Raw genomic sequence first — 25,579 nt, forward strand, 5'->3', positions numbered from 1 at the left:
GCGGCGGCGGCGGCGGGGGTGGCGGCGCCAGCAACGGCGCTCCCTCCGGCGCGGGCGGGGCCGGCGGTCGCGGCGAGGCCTGGATCATCGCCCGCGGCTGAGACGCCCCGCGGCGTCGCCCCCGACCCCCCCCGATCTCTCCGAGGACGATCCCATGGATCTCAGTGCCATCGGCCGCGCCGTGCTGATCGAGCGGGAGGGGCGCCGGCTCGACGCGTACCGCGACAGCGTCGGGGTCTGGACGATCGGCGTCGGCCACACCGCCGCGGCCGGTCCCCCGGCGCCCCGGGCCGGCCTGCGCATCACCCCGGCGGACTGCGACGCGATCTTTTCCCGCGACGTCGCCCGCTTCGTCCGCACCGTCGCCGGGGCTCTGCCCGGACCGCCTCGGGAGACCTTGCCCCCGCACGCCTTCGACGCCCTGGTCTCCCTCTGCTTCAACATCGGCCCGGCGGCCTTCCTGCGCTCCACCGTCCTGCGCCGCCTGCGGGCGGGAGACCGGTCCGGGGCCGCCGAGGCGATCCTGATGTGGAACCGCCCGGCCGTCCTGATCCCGCGTCGTCAGGCCGAATACGATCAGTTCCGCACGGCCTACGCGACCGCCCTGCCGCGGGCGCGGCGCAGCGATGCGCGGCCGGTGGCGCCGCCGCCTGCGCTTGAACCTGCGCCCGCACCTCGTCCGGCCGCGCCCATCCCGCCGCCTTCTCCGCCCCCGTCTCCTGCCCCTTCCCCGAACCCGCTGCCCTCGCCCCGGGATTGGCGCGCGCGGATCCGCGCGTGGCTGGGCGGCGCCCGCTGATCGCATCTCCCCGCGCGAAGGAATCCCTGCCGTGACCGCACGCCCCACACCCGCACGCTCCACCCTGCGCCTCGTCCCCCGGAGACCGGTCCGGGCCGCCTGCGCCCTGTCCCTGGTCGCCCTCGAGGCCTGCAGCCCGGTCCACGCCGCCGAGGCCGCGACGATCCTGCTGCCCTGGGGCGACGGGCTCGCCGCCCTCGTCCAGGCCCTCGCCGCCCTGGCGACGCCGATGCTCGCCGCGGCGATCGCGGCGCTGATCGCCCGGATCGGCGGCCCCTTGCGGCTCCTCGTCACCGACGCCCTCGTCGAGCGTCTCGTGCGCAACGCCACCGACTACGCCCTCAACGCCGTCGCCGGCGCGGTCCGCGGACGCACCCTGTCGGTCACCCTCGGCTCGGCGGTGATCGCCCGGGCGGTGCAGAGGGCGCTCGACGAGGCGCCGGGCTGGCTGGTCCGGGCGGCGGGCGGGGGCGAGGGGCTCGCCGCCAAGGTGTTCCGCGCCCTGCCCCTGGAGGCGGGAGCGACCGCCGCCAACACCCTCGACCCCGCCCTCGCGCGGGTTCTCGATCCAACTCACGCCCGGACGCCCTGACCGGCGGGCCGGATCCGGGCCGCCCCGACCGACGATCCCGAGGCTCGCGCTTGGACAAGACCGACGATCCGGAGGCTCGTCCATGGACAAGATCGCCATCGAGGCCGCCCGCCTCCTGTTCGCCGACGGGGGCGCCGGCTGGATCGTCGCGGTGCTGCTCGGCCTCGCCTGCCTCCACCTCTACCGCGACGGCCTGCGCACCCTGGAGGCGCGCATCGAGGAGACCGGCTTGACCGCCGCCGCCCTGGAGCGCGCCTCGCAGACCAACGCGGCGGTGGCCGTCGCCCTGGAGGGCCGCACCCGCGTGCTGGAGGACCTCGCCCGCCTCTCGGGCGAGATCGCCCGCGGGGTCGAGCGCAGCGACGGCCATGCCCGCGAGAAGCTCGACGAGATCCTGCGGCGCCTCGCCGACCTGCAACACCGGCCCCCGGCCTGACCGGACGGCCCCACCCCGGAGCCTGCCATGTTCGCCCGCAAGTCCAAACCCGGCCCGTCCAGACCCGGACTGCCCAAACCCGGACTGCCCAAACCCGGTCCGGCCGCCGCCCGCCGCCGTGCCGCCGCCGGCCGCCTCGAGACCGCCCGTCGCGGCTTCGAGCGCTCGATCGTCGCCCTGCGCACCGCCGCGCTCGATCATGTCGACAGCCAGACCCTCGCGAGCCTGACGCTGCGCCTCGTCCTCGACCGGCATCGCGCCCGGTGCGCCGACGGGCGCGCGGCGTAAGGCGCCCGGGAACCCTGGCCGCGATCCCGCCTTATCCCGCACCGAGGCGCAAACCCCGACCATGGCGATCCGCCGCAGACCCGCTCCCATCGACCCCGCCCGCGGGAATGCCTCGACTATTCAGGGCGCATTCAGTGCCTCGGCGCGACTGTCCCCGTCGATGCGCCAAGCTTTCGCCCTGTTGATCGTCGTCGCGACCGCCGCGGTTCTCGCGGCGGGTGCGGTCGGCCCGCTCGCCGAGGAGACCGGCGCGCTGGCGCCGGCCCCCTCCGTGCGCGAGCCGATGAACCGCGGCGACGATTGCCTGTCGCCGGGCGATCTGCGCGAGGCGGTGGCCGAGAAGCGCGTGGTGCCGCCGATCTCGGCGATTCGCGCGGCGCGGCAGGCGATCCCTCGGGCCGAGATCCAGCGCGCCCGGCTGTGCCGGCACGAGGCCGGGCTCGTCTACCTGCTCACGGCCTTGCGCCGCGACGGGCAATTCGTTCAGGTGATGGTCGACGGCCAGTCGGGGCAGGTCAGCGGGCAGTGGTAGAAGGGGGCGGCCCGTACCGCCCCGCATCAGGGAGTGACCGACCGTGCGTCTGCTCGTGGTCGAGGACGACCGTGACATCAACCGGCAGGTGGTCGCCGCGCTGGAGGAAGCCGGCTACGTCGCCGACAAGGCCTTCGACGGCGAGGAGGGCGGTTATCTGGGCGAGAACGAGCCCTACGACGCCATCATCCTCGACATGGGCCTGCCCAAGGCCGACGGCGTCACCGTGCTGCAGAACTGGCGCCGGGCGGGGGTGAAGACGCCGGTCATCATCCTCACCGCCCGCGACCGCTGGTCCGACAAGGTCGATGGGTTCGATGCCGGCGCCGACGATTACGTGACCAAGCCCTTCCACATGGAGGAGCTGATGGCCCGCGTGCGCGCGATCCTGCGCCGCGCGGCGGGACACGCCTCCAGCCAGATCGCCTGCGGTCCCGTCACCCTCGACACCCGCTCCGGCCGCGTCTTCGTCGACGGCAACCCGATCAAGCTGACGAGCCACGAATACCGGCTGCTCTCCTACCTGATGCACCATACCGGCCGGGTCGTCTCCCGCGCCGAACTCACCGAGCATCTCTACGACCAGGATTTCGACCGCGACTCCAACACCATCGAGGTGTTCGTCGGGCGCCTGCGGAAGAAGCTCGCGGTGGATCTGATCCAGACCGTGCGGGGCCTCGGCTACCTGGTCGATCCGAACCAGCCGGGCGGGCGGGGGTGAGGGCGGCGGCCCGCTTCTCCGAAATCCCCCATGACCGACCACCTCGACTGGCTCCCCTTGCGCCGCCGCTCCATCGCGGTCCGGCTCGCGGTCTCCTCGTTCCTGTCGAGCACCGCGATCCTGGTCATCGCGGCCTTCATCCTCACCACGCTCTACCGCGAGAACACCGAGCGCGCCTTCGACAGCCGGCTCCTCGTCTTCGCCAACAACCTCGCCACCGATCTGGTCTCGCCGAGCGACCCCGAGACCCGCTCCTTCTCGCTCGGCGATCCGCGCTTCGACCTGCCGCTGTCGGGCTGGTACTGGCAGGTCGGGCGGCCCGACGCGAAGCCGCGCGACCTGCGCACCTCGCGCTCGCTCGTCGGCGTGCCGCTCAAAGGGCCCGATCAGGCCGGCACCGCGACCATCGGCCAGATCCGCCAGGGCTACGGCCGCGGCCAGGACGACCGGACCCTGCGCATCGTCGAGCGCGACGTCGATGTCGGGCAGGAGGGGCGCTACACCGTGCGGGTCGCCGGGCCCGCCGACGAGATCGTGAACGACGTCGAGCGCTTCCGCTTCTCGCTGTTCATGACCTTCGGCCTGCTCGGCTTCTCGCTCGCGGTCACGGCGCTTCTCCAGATCCGCTTCGGCCTCGCGCCGTTGCGGGCCCTGCGCACGGCGCTCGGCACCATCCGCCGCGGCGAGGCCGACCGGATCGACGGGCAGTATCCGCGCGACATCGCGCCGCTCGCGGGCGAGATCAACCTCCTGATCGAGACCAACCGCGAGATCCTGGAGCGGGCTCGCACCCAGGTCGGCAACCTCGCCCACGCCCTGAAGACGCCGCTCTCGATCATCGTCAACGAGGTCGGCAGCAGCGATGCGCCGCCGGAGCTGTCGGAGAAGATCCGCGAGCAGGCGGCGGTGATGCGCGATCAGGTGAACTACCATCTCGACCGGGCGCGGGCCGCCGCCCTCGCGGGCACGCTCGGCACCTCCACCGAGGTCGAGCCGGCGCTCGCCGGCCTCGTGCGCACCTTCGGCAAGATCTACCGCGACAAGGACATCGCCTACGAGGTCCATGTGCAGCCCGGTCTGCGCTTCCGCGGCGAGAAGCAGGATTTCGAGGAGATGATCGGCAATCTCGTCGACAACGCCTCGAAATGGGCTGACAGCCGGGTCTCGATCTCGGCGACGCCGACGGGCGAGCACGATTATCCCCACCTCGTCGTCGCGGTGGAGGATGACGGTCCGGGCCTGCCCGCGGAGGACCGCGCGGCGGTGCTCAAGCGCGGCCGGCGCCTCGACGAGACCAAGCCGGGCTCCGGCCTCGGCCTCTCGATCGTGGCCGATCTCGCCGCGCTCTACCGCGGCCGGTTCCGCCTGGAGGCGGCGACCCTGGGAGGCCTGCGCGCGGTGATCGAGGTGCCCGGCGATGGGCCCGCCGGGGCGGGGCAACGCTGAGCAGCCTTTTGAGGCCAAGGTTACGCCGCGCCCTACCTATGCTAAACCGTTCCCGTGATCCGCGTGACGACGTGTCGCCCGGAGGTGATGTCGTGCGGGCCCCGCTCGGGCTCTACACGGGTCCGAGCTGAATTTCTGGGGCCTATGACGGCGATCTGGTTCATCCTGGCGGCCATGACCGGCGCGGCCGTGTTCGCGTTGCTCTGGCCGATGTCGCGCCGCCGCCGGCCGCCGGCGGACGGGCCCGAGGCGGAGCTCTCCACCGAGACGGGCTTCTATGAGGATCAACTCGCCGAGATCGAGCGCGACCTCGCCCGCGGCCTGATCGCGCCGCGGGAGGCCGAGGCCGCCCGCACCGAGGCCGCGCGCCGGCTCCTGCGCGCGAGCCGCGAGGAGAGCGCGGCGAAATCCACCCTGCCGCCGATCGCCGAGCCGCATCTGCGCCAGCGCCGGGCGGCCTCCGCCTTCGCGCTCTCGACGATCCCCCTCGTCGCCCTCGTGGTCTATGGCCTCTACGGCTCGCCCAACCTCCCCTCGCAGACCGAGGCCGACCGCAGCGCGACCCGCGCCGGCGCCGAGGATCTGATGACCGCCATCGGCCAGATCGAAGCGCGGCTCGGCAACCACCCCGACGACATCCGCGGCTGGAGCGTGCTCGCCCCCGTCTACATGCGGCTCGGGCGCTACGACGATGCGGCCCGCGCCTACGCGGCGATCGTGCGCCTCAAGGGCGAGGACGCGCAGGCCCTGTCCGATTGGGGCGAGGCGCTGATCGTGGCCGCCGAGGGCACGGTCTCCCCGGAGGCCCGCAAGGTTCTGAACCGGGCGGTCGCCGCCGACCCGAAGGCCGCCAAGCCGCAATTCTACCTCGCCCGCGGCGAGGAGCAGTCCGGCGACGTGGCCGGCGCGATCCGACGCCTCGACGCCCTGGCCGCCAGCGCCCCCGCCGACGCGCCCTGGCTCCCCACGGTGCGCGACATGCTGGCCCGGCTCAAGGGCGAGACGACGCCGTCGGCCACGCCCGAGGGCGGCGCGAAGCCGGATGCGGGTGGCGCGACCGCGGGCGGTCCCGCGGTGGGCGGCCCGGCGGCCAACATCCAGTCCCTGCCGCCCTCCGAGCGGATCGACGCGATCCGCGGCATGGTCGAGGGGCTGGATCGGCGTCTGGCCAAGCAGGGTGGCAGTGCCGACGAGTGGCTGCGCCTCGTACGCTCCCACGCGGTGCTCGGCGAGCGCGACAAGGCGCTCGACGCGCTCGCCCGCGCCCACGAGGCCTTGAAGGGCGACGCGAGCGCCCGCGAGCGCCTCGACGGGCAGGCCCACGAACTCGGACTGGTAAAGGGAAGAGGACCGGCCAAGGACGCGGCGTCCGAGGACCGCTCCGCCGAGGCCAATGCGCCGGAGACTCCATTCCCCGAGACGAAGCCGGCGGAGACCAAGCCCCCGGGCGAGGCCGCCCGCAACGGCATGGAGACCGAGGCCGCCGCGAGCGCCATCAAGGCGATGCCGCCGCCCGAGCGCGAGGCGGTCATTCGCGGCATGGTCGCCACCCTCGACCGGCGCCTCGCCGCCAAGGGCGGGACGCCGGACGAGTGGATGCGTCTCGTCCGCTCCTACGGCGTGCTCGGCGACCGCGCCGCCGCCACCCAGGCCCTCGACCGGGCCCGGATGGCGCTCGCCGCCAATGCCGGCGCCGTCGAGCGGCTCGATGCCCTCGGCCGGGAACTCGACCTCGCGCCCAAGCCCTGACGACCTAAGCCCTGACGACCCGAACTCTGAGGCCTGTGCCCTGACAATCGGTCCCGCCCGTGCAACCTTGACCCGCGAAGCGCGGAAGCCGACACCGTTCATTCGATCGAGTCTAAAGACGTCAGGCTGCCCCGAAGCGACGCAGGTCGTTCGCGGAGGCGTCAAGCAAGCCGACGAACCGGGACGGAACCTTTGACCCGCAAGAGCCGCCGCCTGATCCTCATTGCCTGCTGCGGCGCCGTACTCGCGCTGGCGCTGGGGCTGATCCTGTCGGCGATGACCGGCTCGATCGTGTTCTTCCGCTCCCCCGCGGAGGTGGCGGCGAACGCCGTGCCACCGGGCACGCGCTTCCGCCTCGGCGGTCTCGTGACCGAGGGCTCGCTCAAGCGCGGGCCCGACCAGAATGTCGAGTTCGCGGTGACGGATACCGGCGCCACGGTGGCGGTACAGTTCCGCGGCCAGCTGCCGGACCTGTTCCGCGAGGGCCAGGGCATCGTCGCGGAGGGCAAGCTCGATGCCGGCGGCGTCTTCCGCGCCGACACCGTGCTGGCCAAGCACGACGAGAACTACATGCCCCGCGAGGTCGCCGACGCCCTCAAGGCGCAGGGCCGTTGGCAGGAGGGCGGGGGCAAGCCCGCGCCGAAGGAAGCCGCCGGCGAGCCGAAAGACGGCGCCAAGGCAGACCCGACCCTCGGCCAGCGCAGCGAGCGGTGAGCACCATGACCACGCACCAGTTCAGGGCCGCGCGGGAGAACCATTCGTGATCGTCGAGCTCGGCCATTATGCCCTGGCGCTCGCGCTGGCCCTTTCCCTCGTCCAGGCGGTGATGCCGGCCTGGGCCGCCCGCTCGGGCGATGCGGCGCTCCGCGAGGTGGCCGTGCCGGCGGCGCTGGGCACCTTTGCCTGCCTCCTGTTCTCGTTCTGCGCGCTCGCCTATGCGCATGTCGCCTCGGACTTCTCGGTCCAGAACGTCGTCGAGAACTCGCACACCGCCAAGCCGTTGATCTACAAGATCTCCGGCGTCTGGGGGAACCACGAGGGCTCGATGCTCCTCTGGGTGCTGATCCTGGCCCTGTTCGGGGCCTGGGTCGCTGGCGCCAAGACCTCCGTGCCGCCGGTCCTGCGCACCAACACCCTCATGGTGCAGGCCTCCATCACCTTCGTGTTCGTGCTGTTCATCATCACGACCTCGAACCCGTTCAGCCGGGTCGCCCCCGCGCCGCTCGAGGGCAACGACCTCAACCCGCTGCTGCAGGATCTCGGCCTCGCGATCCATCCGCCACTCCTGTATCTCGGCTATGTCGGCTTCTCGATCACCTTCGCCTTCGCGGTCGCCGCCTTGATCGAGGGGCGCCTCGACGCCGTCTGGGCGCGGGCCGTGCGGCCTTGGACCCTGATCGCCTGGAGCTTCCTGACGCTCGGCATCGCCATGGGCTCGTACTGGGCCTATTACGAGCTCGGCTGGGGCGGCTGGTGGTTCTGGGATCCGGTCGAGAACGCCTCGCTGATGCCCTGGATCGCCGGCACGGCGCTGCTGCATTCCACCGTCGTCATGGAGAAGCGCGACGCCCTCAAGGTCTGGACGGTGCTGCTCGCCATCCTGACCTTCTCGCTCTCGCTGCTCGGCACCTTCATCGTGCGCTCGGGGCTGCTGACCTCGGTCCACAGCTTCGCCACGGACCCGAGCCGCGGCGTCTTCATCCTGGCGATCCTCGCCCTGTTCATCGGCGGCTCGCTGAGCCTGTTCGCGTGGCGGGCGCCGATGCTGCGCCAGGGCGGCCTGTTCGCGCCGATCTCCCGCGAGGGCGCGCTCGTGATGAACAACCTGTTCCTGGTGGCGGCCTGCGCCACGGTGTTCGTCGGCACGCTCTACCCGCTGCTCCTCGAGATGCTGACGGGCGACAAGATCTCGGTCGGCCCGCCCTTCTTCAACTGGACCTTCATCCCGCTCGCCCTGCCGCTCCTGTTCATCGTGCCCTTCGGCCAGGCACTCGCCTGGAAGCGCGGCGACGCGACGGCCGCCGCCCAGCGCCTGCTCGCGGCCTTCGCAGGCGCGCTCGTGGTCGGGCTCGCGGCGGCGGCCTATGCCTGGGGCGGTCCGGTGATGGCCCCGATAGGGCTCGGCGTCGGCGCTTACCTAATCATCGGCTCGGTCCTCGAGATCTGGGCCCGCGCCCGCGGCTATGGCCAGAGCCGGACCCGCGATCTCGGCACGACCTGGCGCCGGGCGATCGGCCTGCCGCGCTCGGCCTGGGGCACGGCCCTGGCGCATGCCGGCGTCGGCGTCGCGGTGCTCGGCATCGCCGCGCAGGCCTGGTCCACGGAAGGGCTCGGCACCATCCGCCCCGGCGGGCAGGTCGCGGCCGGGCCCTACATCGCCGTTCTCGACCGGGTCGGGCCGAAGAAGGGCGAGAATTTCGAGGAGACCGCCGCCTTCCTGACCCTGCGCAACCGCGCCGGCGACGTCATCGGCACTGTCGAGACGGGCAAGCGCTTCTACCCCTCCCGCCGGATGACGGTGACGGAAGCCGGCCTGAAGACGGTGGGCGTGAGCCAGATCTACGCGAGTCTCGGCGAGGTGATGCCGGACGGCGCGATCGGCCTGCGGCTCTATCACAAGCCCCTCGTCCTCCTGATCTGGATCGGCGCGCTCATCATGGCGGCGGGCGGCGGCCTCTCGCTGACCGATCGACGGATGCGCGTCGGCGCCCCGGTGAAGGCGCGGGCGAAGCTGCCGCCCGCCGCGGTGCCGGCCGAATGACCCGCCTCCCGCACCCCGCGCGGACCAGGGCCGAGGGGCCCGGTCCGCACGCCCCGTCAACGACCGCCGCCGCGACGAGGCGGCTTCGTCGAGGGGTCGTCCTCGCCCTTGTGCTGGCGCTCGCTCCGGCGCCCGTTTTCGCGGTTCAGCCGGACGAGGTGCTGAAGGACCCCGCCATGGAGACGCGGGCGCGTCAGATCTCGGAAGGTCTGCGCTGCCTCGTCTGCCAGAACCAGTCGATCGACGATTCCGACGCGCCGCTCGCCAAGGACCTGCGCGTTCTCGTGCGCGAGCGCCTGAAGGAGGGCGACAGCAACACGCAGGTCGTCGATTACGTGGTGGCCCGCTACGGCGAGTTCGTGCTGCTGCGGCCTACCTTCGGCTGGCACACGCTGCTGCTCTGGCTGAGCCCGCTGCTCGCCGTGAGCCTCGGCGCCTTCGGCATCTGGCGCCTCTCGCGCCGCAAGCCGCCGAAGGCCGAACGGCTCTCCGAGGCGGAGGCCGCGGAGGTCGAGGCGCTGCTTAAGCGGCGCTGACCGCCCGCACGGAAGCGGCGCGATCTCGGCTGCTCCATGATCGCCCCCACGCGCCGGGCGAAGTCGGTTGCGCCCTGCTTTCGCCCGATCCGCCGGGCAGGGATGAGGTTCGACGCCTCGCCCCACGCAGCCGAAGCCCGATCCGAGCGCCATGCCGATCGCCGCCCCCCTCCGCCTCGCTTTCGCCGCCGCATGGGGGCTCGCCGCCGTGAGCCCGGCCGCGGCCCATCCCCATGTCTGGGTCACGGCGAAGGCCGAGGTCGCCTACGAGGCGGCCAAGGTCGCGGGCATCCGCCACACCTGGAGCTTCGACGCCGCCTACTCGGCCTTCGTGACCCAGGGGCTCGACACCAACGGCGACGGCAAGCTCTCGCCGGAGGAACTCCAGGGGCTCGCCACCGAGAACACCACGAACCTCGCCGAATTCGCCTATTTCACGAAGCTCAAGGTCGCCGGCAAGGAGCAGGCCTTCGCCGATCCGCGTGAGGCCCGCATGGCGATGGAGGGCGACCGCCTCACCCTGAGCTTCCTGCTGCCGCTCAAGGCGCCGGCCTTGCAAGGCCGGGGCGTGACGGCCCTCGAGGTCTACGACCCAACCTACTTCGTGTCCTTCAGCCTCGCGGAGGGCGCGGATGCCGTGCGCCTGCCGGGCGCCGCCTCCGGCTGCACCACCACGGTGACGCGGCCCAAGAACACCGAGCCGGCGGTCGCCGAGAGCGGCAAGTCGATGAGCGAGGCGATGTTCGAGGCGCTCACCGCCGCCGCGAATTACGGCGAGCAGTTCGCCAACCGGGCCATCGTCGCGTGTCCCTGACGGCCGCGTTCCGTCTCGACGGGGCCGCCTCGGGCCGGCTCCCGCTGCGTCTGGCGCTTGCCGCCGGGGCGGTGCTCGCCGCCGCCGCCCTGCTCGGTGCGCTCGCCTGGCTGGTCGGGCCGGTCGCCGCCCTGCCGCCGCGCTCGCCCTTCGGCATCGGCTTCCGCGAGGCCGCCCCCGCCGCGACTGGGATCGGCGGCTGGCTGCTCACGGTCCAGTCGAACTTTTCGCGCAACCTTCAGGCGACCGTCACCGCCCTCAAGGCCGGGGGCGGCTGGTGGCCCCTCGTCGTGATGGGCTTCGCCTACGGCGTGTTCCACGCCGCCGGCCCCGGCCACGGCAAGGCGGTGATCGCCGGCTACATCGTGGCCGGGGAGCGCACCCTGCGGCGCGGCTTCGCCCTGAGCGCCGCCGCCGCCGGGCTCCAGGCCGCGGTCGCCATCGCCATCGTCTGTGTCGGCGCCCTCGTCCTCAAGGCGACCGCGGGCGGGATGACCCGGGCCGGCACGCTGATCGAGACCGTGAGCTTCGCCCTGGTGGCGCTTCTCGGCGTCGCGGTGACGTGGCGCAAGGCCGGTCGCCTCGCCGCCGTCGCGGCCGACCAGCCCGGCGCGGCCTGCGCCCCCGGCTGCGGCCATGCCCACCTCACCGACGCCGCCGCCCTCGACCGGCTCGACGGCTGGCGCGAACGCCTCGGCGTGGTGCTCGCCGCCGGCAGCCGCCCCTGCGCCGGGGCGGTGCTGATCCTCGTCTTCAGCGCGAGCCAGGGGATGCTCGCCGCCGGCATCGCCGCGACGCTCGCCATGGCGCTCGGCACCGCGTTGACCACGGGGGCGCTCGCGAGCCTCGCGGTCTTCGCCAAGGCGCTGGCGCTGCGGCTGGCCGGCGGGCGCGGGCGCATCGGCGCCCTCGCGGTCGCCGGGCTGGAACTGCTGGCCGGCGCCTTCGTGCTGGTGCTCGGCCTCACCCTGCTGCTCGGGATCGCCGCACGCCTCGGCGGCTGAGGGAGCCGCACGACGCGCCGAACGGCCTCTCGCCAAAGACCGCGAAGCCGTGCAGGCTGTGCCTCCCCGACCGGGAGGAGCCCGTCTTGACCGAGCGCGACGCCCTCGAGGCCTTCGACCCCATCCTGAACTGGCGGCTCTTGAAGGGCTCCCACGCCTTTCCGGGGCCGGACGGGGGCACCTGCATCAACGAGGCGGCGGTGGTCGCCGCGGGCCTGCCCTATCGGACGATCCGGGCCACGGAGGATTGCCCGCCCTGCTTCTCGCGCCCGCTCGCCGCCTATGCGCTGGGCCTCAACGACGCCATGCCGGAGGCCGAGCGGCAGGGGCTGATGCTCTTCGTGCTGCGCCTCTCGGGCTCGGCGGACCGCCCCGAGATCGAGGCGGCCCGCACCGAATTCCTGGCCCTCGAGAGCGTGCGCCGCATCCTGCCGCCGCTCCTCGACCGGGCTGGCCTGCCGGCGCTCGCCGCCCGCTGCGAGACCGCGCCCGACGCGGCCGCCGCGCGCGCGGCGGCGGTGACCGCCGAGGGGCAGAGCGGGGCCCTCTCCCACGCCGCCGCGGGCCATCGCGCCTGGGTCGTCGGGGCGCAGGCCTCGGCCGCCGCCCGCACCGCGACCGCGGCGATCCGGGCGTTTTCCGATCCGCGCTGCGCCGCCGAGGTCGCCGAGGGCGCCGCGCCCTTCGCGGACGGGGTCTGGTCGACGGCGCTCGCCATCCTCGACGGAGCCATGGAGATCGGCCGGCAGGCGCCGGCGATCGATGTCGTGTCGGCCCGGGCGCGGCTCGACACGGCCCGGGCGCAGGCTAAGACTTAGTCGGACGCGCGCGGACGCGGCGCGGCGGCGAGATCGACCTCCACGGTTTCGCAATTGGCGAGCCAGTGGCCGGTCAGGTGGTAGAAGAAGGTGCCGTGGCCGACGACCGCGATGGCTCGTTCCGGCCGCGCCCGCAGCCAGTCGCGAAATCCCGCGACGCGGGCGTCGAACCGATCGCGGGGCTCGACATGCCAGCCCTCGGGCCCGGCCTGCCCCTCCGCGTACCACCACGTTTCGGGCAGGTGATCGACCCGGAAATCCGGGAATTCCCGGGCGAGGGCCGAGGCCGCGCGGCCGATGTCGCAGCTGCTCTCTTGGCATTCCCGATGCAGCACCTCCACCAGCACGGCCGGCTTCGCGGGGTGATCGGAGAAGATCCCGGCGGTGGTCTGAAGCGCCCGGGTCAGCGGCGAGGTCACGACGAGGTCGAACGGGATGTCGCGCAGGCGCGTCCGGGCGGCGGCGACCTGGGCATGGCCGCGCTCGGACAGCCGGGCATCGATATGGCCGGGATCGCGCCCCGTGGCCGCATGGTGGGCGTTGAAGGTCGATTCGCCGTGGCGGATGCAGACGATGCGGGGGGAGGACTGGCGGGGAGCGGACGGGAACGAGGCGGGCATGGCTCCGATGTAGGCCGGCCGCTCCCGTGCACCACCCACCGCGGCAGAGGGTCCGGCCTGCGCACGGATCCGGACGAAGCGTCACCCTGTGTGCGGCCCCGCGCCGGTTTCCGTCACCGGCCGGCGGGTTCGGTGCGCGGCCAGGCCGAAGGTGGGCGAAGCGTCCCGTGGCGGCCAAGCCGGGTCCGAGGAAACCTCAGGGACGACCGGCCCTGAGCCGGCCCCCGTCCCGAGGAGGCTTCCGATGCCAACCCGTTTCGTCCCCGACCGGTCGTCCCGGCCGCTTCCCTGCCCCGCACTCTCCCGCAACCTGCTGATCGGGCCCCTCGTCGCCGCCCTCGTCGCGGTCTTCGCCGGCGGCCAGCCGGCCCGAGCGGACGAGGCCGGCAGCGGCGCCCTGGTCCTGCGCCGCGAGGGCGGTGCGCCGGTCGAGGCGCCGCGCCTCAAGGCGGATGCGGCGATCACCGTCAGCGGCCCCACCGCCCGGGCCACCATCACCCAGGCCTTCCGCAACACCACCGCCGAGTGGGTCGAGGGCACCTATCTCTTCCCCCTGCCGGAGGACGCGGCGGTCGATTCGATGAAGCTCGTGATCGGCGACCGGGTCATCGTCGCCGACATCCGCGAGCGGCAGGCGGCGCGGCAGGCCTACGAGGCCGCCAAGGCCGAGGGCAAGGCGGCGGCGCTCACCGAGCAGCAGCGCCCGAACCTGTTCACCAACGCGGTCGCCAATATCGGCCCCGGCGAGACCGTGCTGGTGCAGATCACCTACCAGCAGACGGTCCGCCAATCCGGCGGCACCTCTTCCCTGCGCCTGCCGACGGTGGCGGCGCCGCGCTACAGTCCGGCCCCGCCGGCCCTGCACCTCGCCTCTGACGGCCCGGCCGCGCCCGATCCGGTTCCCGACCGTAAAGCGATCGCCGCCCCCGTGCTCGATCCGGCCCGCCACGGCCCGGTCAACCCGCTGACGCTCTCGATCGACCTCAAGGCCGGCTTCCCCCTCGGCGCCGTGCGCAGCGCCACTCACCCGATCCGGGTCGAGGACGTGTCGGAGAGCGAGCGCCGCGTGACGCTCGCCGACGGGGCGACCGCCGCCGACCGGGATTTCGAGCTCACCTGGACGCCCGCCCCCGGCGCGGGCCCCACCGTCGGCCTGTTCCGGGAGCGGGTCGCCGGGGCGGAGGCCGTGCTCGCCGTCGTGACGCCGCCGACCGACGCCGCGCCGGCCGCCCCGACTCCGCGGGACGTCGTCTTCGTCATCGACAATTCCGGCTCGATGGGCGGCGCCTCGATGCGGCAGGCCAAGGCGAGCCTGCTCGTCGGCCTCGACCGGTTGCGCCCGGGCGATCGCTTCAACGTGATCCGCTTCGACCACAGCATGGAAACGGTGTTCTCGGACATCGTGCCGGCCGACGAGACCCATCTCGACCGCGCCAAGGCCTTCGTGGCCGGGCTGGAGGCCAGCGGCGGCACCGAGATGCTGGCGCCCCTGAAGGCCGCGCTGCAGGACGCGACCCCCGACGAGGCGGGCCGCCTGCGGCAGGTGGTGTTCCTCACCGACGGCGCCATCGGCAACGAGGCGCAGATCTTCTCCGCCATCGCGTCCGGGCGCGGACGCACCCGCTTGTTCATGGTCGGGATCGGCTCGGCGCCGAACGGCTATCTGATGCGCCACGCGGCCGAACTCGGCCGCGGCAGCTTCACCCAGATCGGCTCGGCCGATCAGGTTGCCGACCGGATGCGCGAGCTGCTCGTGAAGCTCGAGAGCCCCGCCGTCACCGATCTCACCGCGACCTTCTCGGCGGCGGCCGACGTCACCCCCTCGCAGATGCCCGACCTCTACCGCGGCGAGCCGCTCACCGTCGCCGCGCGGATGCCGGAGGCCAAGGGCACGCTGACGCTGGCCGGCCGGATCGGCGGCCAGCCGTGGCAGGCGGTCCTGCGCCTCGACGCGGCCGCCGACGGCGCCGGGATCGGCAAGGTCTGGGCCCGGGCCAAGATCGGCGACGCCGAGACCGCGCGGATCACGGGCCGGCTCACCGCGGACTCCGCCGATGCCGCGATCCTGCAGCTCGCCCTCGACCATGGCCTCACCACCCGGCTGACATCGCTGGTCGCCATCGACGCCACGCCGCGCCGGCCGCACGGCGCGCGCCTCGCCCGCACCGACCTGCCGCTCAATCTGCCCGCGGGCTGGGATTTCGAGGCGGTGTTCGGGCCCGGCGGCGAGCCGGTGCCGGCCAAGCCTCCCGTCCAGCGCCGCGCCGGGGCGGCGCCGATCCAGACGGCGGCCGCCCAGCCGGTGGCCCTGCCACAGACCGCGACCGACTTCGAGATCCGGGGATTGATCGGGGCGTTCCTGCTCGGCCTCGGCCTCTGGCTCGCCGCCCGCGCCCGCCGGCTCGCCTGATGACCCGGCCCGTCGCAGCGCCGTCGGGCCGTCCGCCCCTCCCTCGCGCAAGAGGGAGGGGCCTCGCGGTCGCGGCGGCCCTCCTGTGTGTCGCCGGCCTCGTCCTGCTCGGACAGGGCGTCTGGATTCCCGCCAAGGCCGCCCTGGCGCAGGGGCTCTTGGAGCGGGCCTTCGCCCGGACGCTGGCCGGGGAGGGCGCGGTGCGGCCCTGGCCCTGGGCCGATACCGTCCCGGTCGCCCGGATCGTCTTCCCCCGGCTCGGCGAGGCCTACGTGGCGCTGGCCGGGTCGAGCGGGCAGGCGCTGGCCTTCGGACCCGGCCATGTCGAGGGCACCCCGGAGGCGGGCGAGCCCGGCACGGCGGTCTACGCCGCCCACCGCGACACCCAGTTCCGCAGCCTCGGCCGGCTCGTGCCGGGCGATGCCATCGCGGTGGTGCGGCGCGACGGACGGACCGCGCGGTTCCGCGTCACCGGACGCCGGATCGTGCGTTGGGATGCCTCGGGCCTCGACCCGCACGCGCCCGGTCGCCGTCTCGTGCTCGCGACCTGCTGGCCCCTCGACGGGCTGGTGCAGGGACCGGACCGTCTGCTGGTGGAGGCGGAGGAGGATGCGCCGACGGAACCTTGACGGGTGCCGCATCGGTGCGGTTCTGTGCGGATCCGTCCGGATTTCGCACGATGTCGCTCTTCGAGGCCGGCCCCCCGCCGGCCGACCACCCCGAGGCCGATCTTCCCGAATCGCAGAGCCGCGCCATCGCCGGCGCCGTGCGCGAGGCCTTGGCCCGCCGCCGGATGTCCCGGCAGGCGCTGGCAGACGCCGCCCGCATCAGCATCTCGACCCTGGAGAAGGCGCTCTCGGGCCGCCGGCCCTTCACCCTGGCCACAACGATCCGCCTGGAGGAGGCTTTGGGATTGCCGCTGCGGGTCCAGCACCCGGCACCGCAGGCCGCGGCACTTCCCCTTCCGCGCCACGCCCCGGAGGAATTCGGCTCCTACACCCGCGAGGCGATCGCCTTCCTGGAGGGGCGCTACCTGACGCTACGGCCCTCCTTCGGGCAGCGGGGCGCGATCTTCGCCTACCGCACCGAAATCGCCTGGGACGCCGAGAGCGCTCGCCTGGTCTTCCGCGAAGCCGAGCGGCTCGACGCGCCGTTTGCCCAGTCCGGCACCGTCTCGGTGCCGAACCAGTCGGGACAGGTCTACCTCGTCACCAACTTTCAGGGGCAGTATCGGCTCGCCATGCTCGGTCGGCCGACGATCCAGGGCGAATTGTTCGGCATCCTGACGACCCTGTTCTCTGGCCGCGGCACCCAGCTCACCCCGGCCGCCACCCCCATCGCCCTGGTGCCGGAGCGCGGGGCCCTCGCCGAGACCGCCCAGTACGGGCGGATCACGGCCGGCATGGCCTGCGAACCCGTCTACCGGCGCCTGCTCGACCGGGTGCGAGAGGACGGATTCGCGGTGTTCCCGGGCTGCGCGGCCGACTGACCGGTCTCAAGCCCCGCTCGACACCTTCATCAGCACGAGCCCGCTCACGATCAGCACCGCCGCGAGGATCCGCATCGCGCTCATGTCCTCGCCGAGCACGGTGATGCCGACCACGAAGGCGCCGACCGCGCCGATTCCGGTCCAGACCGTGTAGGCGGTGCCCAGCGGCAGGGTCCGCATCGCCCAGGCGAGCCCGGCAAGACTGATCGCCATCGCCACGAGAGTGACCACCGACGGCCAGAGGCGCGAGAATCCCTCCGACTGCTTCATCGAGAACGCCCAGACGACCTCGAACAGCCCGGCGACGAGAAGGATGACCCAGGCCATGGCGGCCTCCTGGCGCGTGCGCCGGGCCGTCCCGGTCTTGGACCCGCATGGGGGGAGGGCCATGGGGGAGGACGTGGCCTCAAGCGGGCAGAGCTAAGGCGCCGGCCGTCCGGGGCCATGTGTGCCCGCGCACGCGGCGGGACGCTCCCCCGGCCCGCCTATTCCAGCCGCACCACCACGCTGTCGCTGGCCCCGCTCGCGTCCATCACCGAGATGCGGGCAAAGCCCGCCCCGTGCGGGCTCCAGTCCGCGTGCCGGCGCAGGCTCTCGGCGACCGGGAGGCCGTCGACCATCCAGGTGAGCGGTGGCTGGCCGCCGAGCGCCTTGAGGGCGAGGGGCGCGTGCCCGCCCTCGCCGAGGCCGAGATCGACCCGGGCGCCGTCGGGCGGATAGGCGATCTTCAGGGGCACGCCGAGGGTCGCCGCCAGCGTCTTGGGCGCATCGCGGCGGATATGGCGCAGGGGCGGGGGCAGGGCGGCGCTCGAGGCGACCAGGGCCTCGCGGGGGCGGGGCAGGGGCTCGGGCTCGCCGCCGAAGCGGCTGAGCGCGTCGAACAGGATCGGCGCGGCATGGCTGCGGCCGACGAGGCCCGGCACCGAGGCGCCGTCCGGCCGGCCGATCCAGACCGCGATCGTCACCCGGGCGTCGAACCCGACCGCCCAGGCGTCCCGGTAGCCGTAGGAGGTGCCGGTCTTGAAGGCGATCCGGCCCGCGGCGGCGTTGTCCGGAGGCGGGGCCCCCCGCAGGATGTCGGCGACGTACCAGGCGGCGACCGGATCGGCGACCGTGCGTTCGGGCTGGGCCGGGGGCGGCGATCCGTCGAGGCGCCGCACCAGTGTCGGCACGCTGCCCCCGCGGGCGAGGCCGGCATAGAGCCGTGCGAGGTCCGTCGGCGTGATGCCGAGGCCGCCGAGCGCCACCGGCAGGCCGGGCGCGGTGTCGCGGGGCAGCAGCACGGCGGCGCCCGCGCCGCGCAGCCGGGCGACGAAGCGGGCGGCGCCCACCGTCTCCAAGAGATCGACCGCGGGCAGGTTGAGCGATTGCTGGAGCGCGACGCGGGCGGTGACCGTGCCGCGATAGCCCATGTCGAAGTTTTCCGGCGCGTAGCTCGCAGCGAAGCGCGCCGGGCGGTCGTCGAGCAGGGTCTCAGGGTGCGCCAGCCCGTTCTCGAAGGCGAGCGCGTAGATGAAGGGCTTGAGCGCCGAGCCCGGCGAGCGCACGGCGTGGGTGGCGTCGACCGCGCCGGCCCGCGCCCCGTCGAGATAGCCCGCGCTGCCGACATGGGCGAGCACGTGGCCGCTGCGGTTGTCGAGCACGAGGATCGCGGCCGAGAGGGCCGGGCCCGCGGCGGCGGCGCGCTCCGCCGCGAGCGTCTCCAGGCTCGCCTGGAGACGGGCGTCCAGCGTCAGGCGCTGGACTCGCGCGGCCGGATCCGCGGCCAAAGCCTGCTCGGCGGCGTGGGCCGCGAGCATCGGGAAGGGTTTTCGCGCACCCGGCACCGGCTCGGCCTTGGCGGCGCGCGCCTCGTCGTCCGTCAGCACGCCGCGGGCGGCGGCGATGTCGAGCACGCGGTCGCGGGCTTTGCGGGCGCTCGCAAAAAAGCGGTCGGGCCGGCGTGCCTCCGGGGCCTGGGGCAGGGCCACGAGCAGGGCGCTCTCGGCAAACGACAGCCGGGCCGGCTCGCGACCGAAATAGGCGAGACTCGCCGCCCGCACCCCCTCGACCGGGCCGCCATAGGGGGCGAGCGCGAGGTAGAGGTCGAGCACGCCGGCTTTTCCGAGAGCCCGCTCCAGCGCGACCGCGCGCACCATCTGCCGGAGCTTGGCCTGGAGCGAGCGCTCGGCCCGCGGCTCGACGAGGCGGGCGACCTGCATGGAGAGCGTCGAGCCGCCCGACACGATTCTTTGCGCGACGAGCCATTGCCACGCGGCACGGAGGGTGGCCGCGGGGTCGATGCCGGGATGTCGGTCGAAGCGGTGATCCTCGTAGGCCTTGAGCATGGCCAGATAGCGCGGGTCCAGATCGCCCGCGGTGACGGGCAGGCGCCAGCGCCCGTCCGCGGTGGCGAAGGGGCGCAGCAACTGGCCCTTCCGGTCGAGGATGACGGTGGAGCGGAGGCCGGCCTGGGTCAGGTCGAGGGGCGGGAGGGTGGCGGCGTAGCGCCAGAGGGCGAGGGCGGGGACGAGGAGCGCGACGCTCGCGACGACCGCGCAGAGCGCGACGACACGCCCCCCTCTCCCGGCACGGGGGGAGAGGCCTTGGGGGACCGCGTCGTCCCGGCAGGACGCGGAGGTGAAGCCGGAGCGGCGGTGAGGCGGCGGTCCCGGAGACGCCTCGCCCGGAAGCCCCTCCTCACCGTCGGCCGCCGCCTCGCCGCGCCGACGACCGGGTCGTTGCGGCCCTCGCCCCACCGGCGGGGCGAGGGGGTCTCCGTGGCCCGTCATGGCCCTACTTCGCCGACATCACCTCGATCGACCCGAACGCCGAGCGCCCGAACCGCTCGGGGCGGTACATGTCCTCCACGCTGGCGCCCGGATGCACATAGGTGCCGGGCGAGACAACCCGCACCGTGTAGGCCGCCGAGAAGAAGGCCGATTGCTCGGGCGTGCGGTCGTAGGCCGCCACGAAGCGGTCGTCGCGGAACTCGGTATGGACCGGGGTCACGTCGCTCTTGGCGAAGCTCAGCCCCGAGAGCGCGTCCGCATCGAGGAGCTTCGGGTTGTCGATCTCCAGGCCCGCGGGCAGGCGATCGACCAGCAGCAGGCGGGCGGCGCTGGCCTTGGCCTCCGTCACCTTCAGCACCACGACGAGGCGGTCGTTCTGGCGCAGGGGCCGGGCGACATCCACCGGGCTGCCGTCGAGGCGGTAATAGGCGCGCTCGACGGTGTAGCCATGGGCGGCGGCCGGCTCCGGCGCGATCGGGTTGCCGGTGACGCCGAGGACCACCTGCACCGGCTCGCGGCCCTCGTTGGTGATCCGGACCGGGCGCGCCTCCAGGGCGGGTGCCCGGTAGAGCCGCGAGACCGCCCCCGTCTCGGCCTTGCCGTCGATGGAGAGCGCGAGCGCCTCCGAATCCTTCGCGAGGCCCTGCGCGGCCAGCACCATCCAGGCATTCTCCTGCGTGCTGGTGGAGCGGCCCTCGCCCCGCTCCTGGCCGATCACGGCGGATACCGGCTGCACCGTCTCGCGGGCGAAGCCCGTCTCGGCGGAGAGGGCCAGCAGGGCGGCGCCGTCGCGCAGGCGCGAGCCGTAATCGGCCCGGTAGTCGCCCTTGTCGCGGCCGGCCTGGAGCGCCTTCACCGCCGCGTCGAAGGCCTTCTGCGCCCGCCCCCGGTCCCCGAGGAGGGCCAAAGCCGCCGCGAGCTGCCCACGGCCGAGCGGGGTCGCGAAGTCGTTGATCTTGGTGTCGGCGAGGTAGCGCAGATCGCCCATCACCGGCCGGCCGTTGCGGGCGAGCACATAGGCCGCGTAGGCCAGATCCATCCCGCCATTCTCGACATTCGTGGTGTTGGCCACCGTGTTGCGCAGGCGGTCGAGCGCGTTGTTGAAGGCGGTCTGCGGCACGGCGAAGCCGCGCTCCCGGGCCCGGGTGAGGAAATCGGTCACGTAGGCGTCGAGCCAAGTGTCGCCCGCGTTCTCCGTCGACCACAGGCCGAAGGCGCCGCTCGAATCCTGCCGGGCGAGGACGCGCTCGATCGCGGCGCGCACCCGCTCGTCCACCGCCCCGTCGAGGCCGAGCCGCTCCGCCGCGGCCAGCCCGTTGACGTAGAGGAGCGGCAGCGCCCGGCTCACGGTCTGCTCGGAACAGCCATAGGGGTAGCGGTCGAGGGCCTGGAGCAGGGTCGCCACGTCGATCCCCGCGAGCCGGCTCGCCGAGACCGAGACGGCGCCCGTTCCGGGCAGGATGTCGGCGAGCATGTCCCGCGAGACGTCGAGGCTGGCGCCGGGCTCCAGCGGGCGCACCGAGCGACGCACCAGCGCGCCGGTCCCGGGGCCGATGGCGAGCGCGAAGGACTGGCCGGCGCTGCCGGGGATTCCCGGGCCCGACAGGCTCACGTCGAGCCGGGCGAGGCCCGGGCCGGCGGCGGTGATCGGGACCACGAGCTGCCCCTTGGCCCCGGCCTCCAGCCGCATCGTCGAATGCACCGCCTCGCCCGCGACCACCACCGGGCCCGACAGGTCGAGATCGATCGTGTAGTCGCCGGCGCCGCCCTCGACGTTGTCGATGGCGACGAAGAAGCGCGAGCGGTCGCCCACATTGAGGAAGCGCGGCAGGGTGCCGGCGAGCACCACGGGATCGCGCACGATCACGTCGGCCGTCGCCTGGCCGACCCTGGTCTTGGTCCAGGCGACGGCCATCAGGCGGGCGGTGCCGTTGAAGGCCGGCAGAGCGAGGGGGATCTGCGCGATTCCGTCAGCGCCCACGGTGACCACGCCCGAATAGAGCGCGAGCGGGGCCTGCGTGGGCGGCGTGTCGGCGAGTTCCGCCGCGCCTCCGTCGCCGCCGGAGCGGATCGCCCCGAGCGTGCCCTGCATGCCGTCGATCAGGTAGCCGTAGAGGTCGCGCACCTCCGGGCCGAGCGCCTTCTGGCCGAAGAAGTACTGGAACGGGTTCGGCGCCTCGTAGCGGGTCAGGTTGAGGATGCCGACATCGACTGCCGCCAGCGTCACCCGCGCCTCCTCGCCGGAGGCGAGCCCGGCGATCTTGACGGGCACGGTGAGCGTGCCGCGGGGCCGGACCTTCTCGGGCGCCTCCAGCGACACCGAGAGCCCGCGCTTCTCCTTGTCGACCGAGAACCAGGCCAGTCCGAGCGCCCGGCCCGGCATGCGCTTGGCTTCCCTGTCGAGGGGCCGGTAGGCGGTGGCGACGAGGTAGGCGCCCGCGCCCCACTCGGCCTTCACCGGGAAGTCGACATTGGTGCCGCCCTCGGAGACGGTCACGTCGCGGATCTCGTGGACCCGGTCGCTGACGATCGCCAGCGTCGCCGTGCCGGCGAATTTCGGCTGGAGCCGGGCCCGCAGCCGCTCGCCCGCGGCGTAGGCGCCCTTGTCGAGGGCGAGGTCGAGGAGGTCGGGCACGTCGGCGCTCTCGGAGCCGCCCCAGCCGACCGTGAAGGAGACGCTCGCCGCGGCCTGGGGCTGGCCCGTCACGCTGGCCTCCAGGCGGTACTGGCCGAGGCCGACCGGCGCGCTGACCCGGGCGGGGGCGTCAGCTGGAATCGCCACGCGCCCATCCGCCACCCGGCGGGTCGCCTTCACCGGCTCGAAGTTCCAGCGCCCGTCCTCGCGGTACCATTGATAGGTCCGCTCGACCTTCGACAGCGTCCAGACCACGCCGTCCTGGGCGAGGCGCCGCCCGTCGGGGGCGGCCATCACGAGATCGAAGGTCGCGGTCGAACCCTTGGACAGGTCGCCGCCGAAGCCCTTGCGGATCGCGAGCACGGGGGCGGCGGGCAGGATCGGCAGGGTGACGCTGCGGCTGAGCGCCCGGCCGCCCGGTTCGCCGACCGCCAGGGTGACCTTCGCCTCGAGCGGCCGCGGTGCCGGCAACTCCTGCACCGGCACGGTCAGGCTCGCACGGCCCTGGCCGTCGGTCGTCGCCTTGGCCTCGACCTCCGCGGTCGTGGCCTCCACCGCCTCGTCGTCGAGGCCGATGGAGAAGCCCTCCAGTCCCTTGATGCCGGACGAGGCGGCGGCCTGCACGGCGACCGAGCCCGAGACCTCCAGGCCCGAGCCCGGCGCGCCGTAGAGGTAGCGGGCCGACACGTCGATCGTGGCCGGCTCGCCGCGCCGGAGCGCGGGCGCCTTCGGGGTGAGGCTCACCTCCAGGCGCTCGGGCACGTAATCCTCGACGAGCCAGCTCGCCTCGCCGATGGCGGGCGCCTTCGGATCGGTATAGGCCGAGACCCGCCAGGTGCCGTGCATGGCGCCCGCCATCAAAGGCAGCGACAGGGAGCGCCCGCCGATTCCCTCGTCGGCCACGGCGGCGCGGCGATACTCGACCCCGTCGGGCCGCTTCACGACGAGGGTCAGCGGCAGGCCGGTGACCGCCGCCCCCTGCGGGTCGCGAAGCAGGGCGGTGAGGCGCACCGTCTCGCCGGAGCGGTAGACGCCGCGCTCGGGGAAGAGGTAGGCCTCCGCGCCGCCGGGCGCCGGGCGGCCCTTCACGCCGCGGTCCGACAGGTCGAAGGCGCCCTGCGCCAGATCGAGGAAGCCGTAATCGTCGCCGAGTTGCGCAACGATGAGGCCCGGCGCCAGCCCGCCCTCGCCCCGGGCGAGCCCGGCCGGGAAGGCGGCCTGGCCCTGCCCGTCGGTCTTGGCGACCGCCAGCACGTCGTTGTTGCGGGCGACGAGCCGGATCTCGGCGCCGGAGACGGCCTTGGCGCTCGCGAGCGAGCGGGCCAGCACGGTCACGCCGTCGCGGCCCTTGAAGGCGGTCAGCCCGAGATCGGAGACGACGAACCACTGCGTCGCCTGGGTCTCGTAGCTGCCATACTCCTCCTCGGACGCATTGGTGGTGCCGGAGGGCTTGGCCAGCATCAGGTAGAGGCCCGGCTCCAGCTTGCCGACCGCCTGGAGCACCGGGAAGGCCGTCACCGCCTCGCGGTTGATCTCGGCCTTGGCGGTGTCGAGCGTGCCCTTCCAGACCCGCTGGCCCTTCTGGTCGGCGATGGTCTTCGCCGTGGCGCCGCTGAGCTGGCTCAGGAACTCCTCCGAGCGAAGCGCGGGCAGCAGGCCGCGGTCGCCGATGCGCAGCACCTCCACGTCGAGCCTGTCGGCGTTGACCGAGACGAGCGGCACGCCCGCCTGTCCGCTGCGCGGCAGAACGTAGTTGCGGCCGGTGAAGCGCACCTGGGGGGAGCGGTCGCGGACATAGACTTCGTAATCGGCCGATTTCAGCAGGCTCTCGCCGACCGCGGAGGGCAGGCCCTGCCGCACCACGAAGGCGTAGCGCTCCGAATGCTTGAGCCCGTCGACGCAGACCTGGCTGCCGTCGGCCGTCACGGCAGCGTTGGCCGCGCCCGAGACGGCGATGTAGGGGGCGTAGTCCGTCTTCGGGACGAGGCTTTCCGAGAAGGTGAAGCAGACCCGCGGCGCGGCGGCGTCCGAATCGATCTTGTAGTCGAGGATGCGGAAGCCGTGCTCGGCCCGCAGGGTCTCGTAGGTGCTCCGGGTCTCCGCGTCGTCCTTCAAAGCGAGGCTCGCCCGGTAGGCGTCCATCGCCGGCCGCCACTCGCTCTGGCCGGCCTGGATCTCGCCCAGCCGTGCCAGCGCCCGCGCCTCGTCGGCCGCGTTCCGTGCCCGCAGGTAACCCTGGTAGGCGGCGGCCGTGGCACGGTCCTTCAGCCGGAGCCGCGAGGCGTAATCGCCCCGCTCCTCGTCGTTGCCGGCCTCGCCCGCCGTACGGGCGTAGTCGAGCCAGTTCCGAACGTCGTTCGGGTCGGCCGCCACCGCCGCGGCGTAGGCCTTCAACGCCGCGTCGGCCTCGGCGCCGTCGTCGTTCGCGGCGGCGTCCGCCTCGCGGCGCCATTGCGCGGCGGTCTTGGCCCCGGGCGGTGCCTCGCTGCGCAGCGCCGTCTCCAGCCGCACGCCGGCGCTGGCGAGCGCCTCGCGAACGAAGCTCTTCGGGACCGGCGCGGTGGCGGAGCGCGCCGGGGCCGGGCGCGGGGCCTGGGCCAGGGCCGGACCGCACAGGAGGGCGGACAGGGCGAGCGCGGCCGCCAAGCCTCCGCTGAGGTGTCCGCGACGGTTGCCTTCAGACATGGCCGACGCCTCCCCTGCCGGCGCCGATGAGCCCTGTGCGCCGCGGCGCGCACGCTATCACTTGGCGCGGACGCCGCAACGCTTGTCCGGGGGGCTGGCGCGCTGCATCGTCGCCCGGCGGTGCCGAATCGGGCATCTCGGGGCGGGCGATGGCGATGCGGAAGCGGACGACCGGTTTGCGAGCGCGGGTCCCCGGGCTCGCCGCGGGCCTCGCCCTCGCGGTCACGGGCGCGCTGGCGCAGGGCGTCCCGCCCGCACCGCGACCGAAGCCCGCCGCCCCGGCGACGCCCACCCCCGATCCCGCCTTCGAGGCGGCGCGGGCCGCCTTCGAAGCCTGGCCCGAACCAGAGCGGAAGGCGGTGCAGGACGCCCTCGTCTGGACGGGCGACTACAACGGCGTGACCACGGGCGCCTTCGGCCGGCGCACCTTCGACGGCCTCCTGGCCTACCAGCGGCGCACGGGCGGCACGCCC

General features: G+C 73.8%; 20 protein-coding genes and 2 pseudogenes. 18 read left to right on the forward strand and 4 right to left on the reverse strand.

Annotated elements, in window-relative coordinates:
• Nucleotides 1–154 precede the first annotated feature (154 nt).
• The 14 genes from LW587_RS20035 to LW587_RS20100 all read left to right on the forward strand — a co-directional run bounded on the left by LW587_RS20035 (nucleotide 155) and on the right by LW587_RS20100 (nucleotide 12,496).
• On the forward strand, nucleotides 155–799 hold the full coding sequence (locus LW587_RS20035; RefSeq protein WP_232631355.1) for a lysozyme: 645 nt from the start codon (nucleotides 155–157) through the stop codon (nucleotides 797–799).
• Between the two features lie 31 nt (nucleotides 800–830).
• The gene (locus LW587_RS20040) at nucleotides 831–1,391 is read left to right on the forward strand and encodes a hypothetical protein (protein WP_232631356.1); all 561 of its coding nucleotides are present in this window, start codon (nucleotides 831–833) and stop codon (nucleotides 1,389–1,391) included.
• A gap of 82 nt (nucleotides 1,392–1,473) precedes the next feature.
• A complete protein-coding gene (locus LW587_RS20045) occupies nucleotides 1,474–1,827 on the forward strand; it encodes a hypothetical protein (protein WP_232631357.1) in 354 nt (117 codons plus the stop codon).
• Between the two features lie 27 nt (nucleotides 1,828–1,854).
• Complete coding sequence (locus LW587_RS20050; protein ID WP_232631358.1) at nucleotides 1,855–2,115, forward strand: hypothetical protein; 261 nt, start codon at nucleotides 1,855–1,857, stop codon at nucleotides 2,113–2,115.
• A gap of 160 nt (nucleotides 2,116–2,275) precedes the next feature.
• Nucleotides 2,276–2,647, forward strand: a complete 372-nt coding sequence (locus LW587_RS20055) for a PepSY domain-containing protein (protein WP_232631359.1) — start codon at nucleotides 2,276–2,278, stop codon at nucleotides 2,645–2,647.
• 43 nt (nucleotides 2,648–2,690) lie between these two features.
• Nucleotides 2,691–3,368 (forward strand): response regulator transcription factor, encoded by a 678-nt coding sequence (locus LW587_RS20060; protein WP_232631360.1) that lies wholly within the window; start codon nucleotides 2,691–2,693, stop codon nucleotides 3,366–3,368.
• Nucleotides 3,369–3,398: 30 nt separating this feature from the next.
• Nucleotides 3,399–4,814, forward strand: coding sequence for a sensor histidine kinase (locus LW587_RS20065; protein ID WP_232631361.1), 1,416 nt, complete (start codon nucleotides 3,399–3,401; stop codon nucleotides 4,812–4,814).
• 144 nt (nucleotides 4,815–4,958) lie between these two features.
• On the forward strand, nucleotides 4,959–6,563 hold the full coding sequence (gene ccmI, locus LW587_RS20070) for a c-type cytochrome biogenesis protein CcmI (protein ID WP_232631362.1): 1,605 nt from the start codon (nucleotides 4,959–4,961) through the stop codon (nucleotides 6,561–6,563).
• Nucleotides 6,564–6,755: 192 nt separating this feature from the next.
• The gene (gene ccmE / locus LW587_RS20075; protein WP_232631363.1) at nucleotides 6,756–7,277 is read left to right on the forward strand and encodes a cytochrome c maturation protein CcmE; all 522 of its coding nucleotides are present in this window, start codon (nucleotides 6,756–6,758) and stop codon (nucleotides 7,275–7,277) included.
• Nucleotides 7,278–7,323: 46 nt separating this feature from the next.
• Nucleotides 7,324–9,324, forward strand: a complete 2,001-nt coding sequence (locus tag LW587_RS20080) for a heme lyase CcmF/NrfE family subunit (protein ID WP_232631364.1) — start codon at nucleotides 7,324–7,326, stop codon at nucleotides 9,322–9,324.
• 110 nt (nucleotides 9,325–9,434) lie between these two features.
• The gene (locus LW587_RS20085; protein ID WP_232631365.1) at nucleotides 9,435–9,860 is read left to right on the forward strand and encodes a cytochrome c-type biogenesis protein; all 426 of its coding nucleotides are present in this window, start codon (nucleotides 9,435–9,437) and stop codon (nucleotides 9,858–9,860) included.
• A gap of 151 nt (nucleotides 9,861–10,011) precedes the next feature.
• Complete coding sequence (locus tag LW587_RS20090) at nucleotides 10,012–10,674, forward strand: DUF1007 family protein (RefSeq protein WP_232631366.1); 663 nt, start codon at nucleotides 10,012–10,014, stop codon at nucleotides 10,672–10,674.
• Nucleotides 10,665–11,678, forward strand: coding sequence for a nickel/cobalt transporter (locus LW587_RS20095; protein WP_232631367.1), 1,014 nt, complete (start codon nucleotides 10,665–10,667; stop codon nucleotides 11,676–11,678). The genes LW587_RS20090 and LW587_RS20095 overlap by 10 nt, the downstream gene beginning before the upstream one ends.
• A gap of 86 nt (nucleotides 11,679–11,764) precedes the next feature.
• Nucleotides 11,765–12,496 (forward strand): hypothetical protein, encoded by a 732-nt coding sequence (locus LW587_RS20100; RefSeq protein ID WP_232631368.1) that lies wholly within the window; start codon nucleotides 11,765–11,767, stop codon nucleotides 12,494–12,496.
• Here the strand turns inward: LW587_RS20100 and LW587_RS20105 are convergent.
• The gene (locus LW587_RS20105; RefSeq protein ID WP_232631369.1) at nucleotides 12,493–13,116 is read right to left on the reverse strand and encodes a histidine phosphatase family protein; all 624 of its coding nucleotides are present in this window, start codon (nucleotides 13,114–13,116) and stop codon (nucleotides 12,493–12,495) included. The genes LW587_RS20100 and LW587_RS20105 overlap by 4 nt on opposite strands.
• Before the next feature lie 244 nt (nucleotides 13,117–13,360).
• Here LW587_RS20105 and LW587_RS20110 point away from each other — a divergent pair, with 244 nt between their 5' ends.
• Genes LW587_RS20110 through LW587_RS20120 form a run of 3 tightly spaced genes read left to right on the forward strand, consistent with a single transcriptional unit; the run spans nucleotide 13,361 to nucleotide 17,015 of the window.
• Nucleotides 13,361–15,526 (forward strand): marine proteobacterial sortase target protein, encoded by a 2,166-nt coding sequence (locus LW587_RS20110; protein WP_232631370.1) that lies wholly within the window; start codon nucleotides 13,361–13,363, stop codon nucleotides 15,524–15,526.
• Entirely contained in the window at nucleotides 15,526–16,155 is a 630-nt protein-coding gene (locus LW587_RS20115; RefSeq protein ID WP_232631371.1) for a class GN sortase, read from the forward strand. The genes LW587_RS20110 and LW587_RS20115 overlap by 1 nt, the downstream gene beginning before the upstream one ends.
• Nucleotides 16,156–16,205: 50 nt before the next feature.
• Entirely contained in the window at nucleotides 16,206–17,015 is an 810-nt protein-coding gene (locus LW587_RS20120) for a helix-turn-helix domain-containing protein (protein ID WP_232631372.1), read from the forward strand.
• A 6-nt stretch (nucleotides 17,016–17,021) separates the two neighbouring features.
• Here the strand turns inward: LW587_RS20120 and sugE are convergent, their stop codons facing one another.
• The 3 genes and pseudogenes from sugE to LW587_RS20135 all read right to left on the reverse strand — a co-directional run bounded on the left by sugE (nucleotide 17,022) and on the right by LW587_RS20135 (nucleotide 25,242).
• Nucleotides 17,022–17,342 (reverse strand): quaternary ammonium compound efflux SMR transporter SugE, encoded by a 321-nt coding sequence (gene sugE / locus LW587_RS20125; RefSeq protein WP_232631373.1) that lies wholly within the window; start codon nucleotides 17,340–17,342, stop codon nucleotides 17,022–17,024.
• 158 nt (nucleotides 17,343–17,500) lie between these two features.
• Nucleotides 17,501–19,786 carry a penicillin-binding protein 1C gene (pbpC, locus tag LW587_RS20130; protein ID WP_232631374.1) on the reverse strand — a complete coding sequence of 762 codons (2,286 nt, stop codon included), beginning with the start codon at nucleotides 19,784–19,786 and terminating at the stop codon, nucleotides 17,501–17,503.
• Between the two features lie 4 nt (nucleotides 19,787–19,790).
• Nucleotides 19,791–25,242: pseudogene (locus LW587_RS20135) on the reverse strand (alpha-2-macroglobulin family protein).
• A gap of 19 nt (nucleotides 25,243–25,261) precedes the next feature.
• Between LW587_RS20135 and LW587_RS20140 the strand changes: the two are divergent.
• A pseudogene (locus tag LW587_RS20140) lies at nucleotides 25,262–25,579 on the forward strand (serine protease); the annotation flags it as partial.

Source organism: Methylobacterium sp. Leaf118 (assembly GCF_920984675.1).
In the GTDB taxonomy this organism is placed as follows: Bacteria; Pseudomonadota; Alphaproteobacteria; order Rhizobiales; family Beijerinckiaceae; genus Methylobacterium.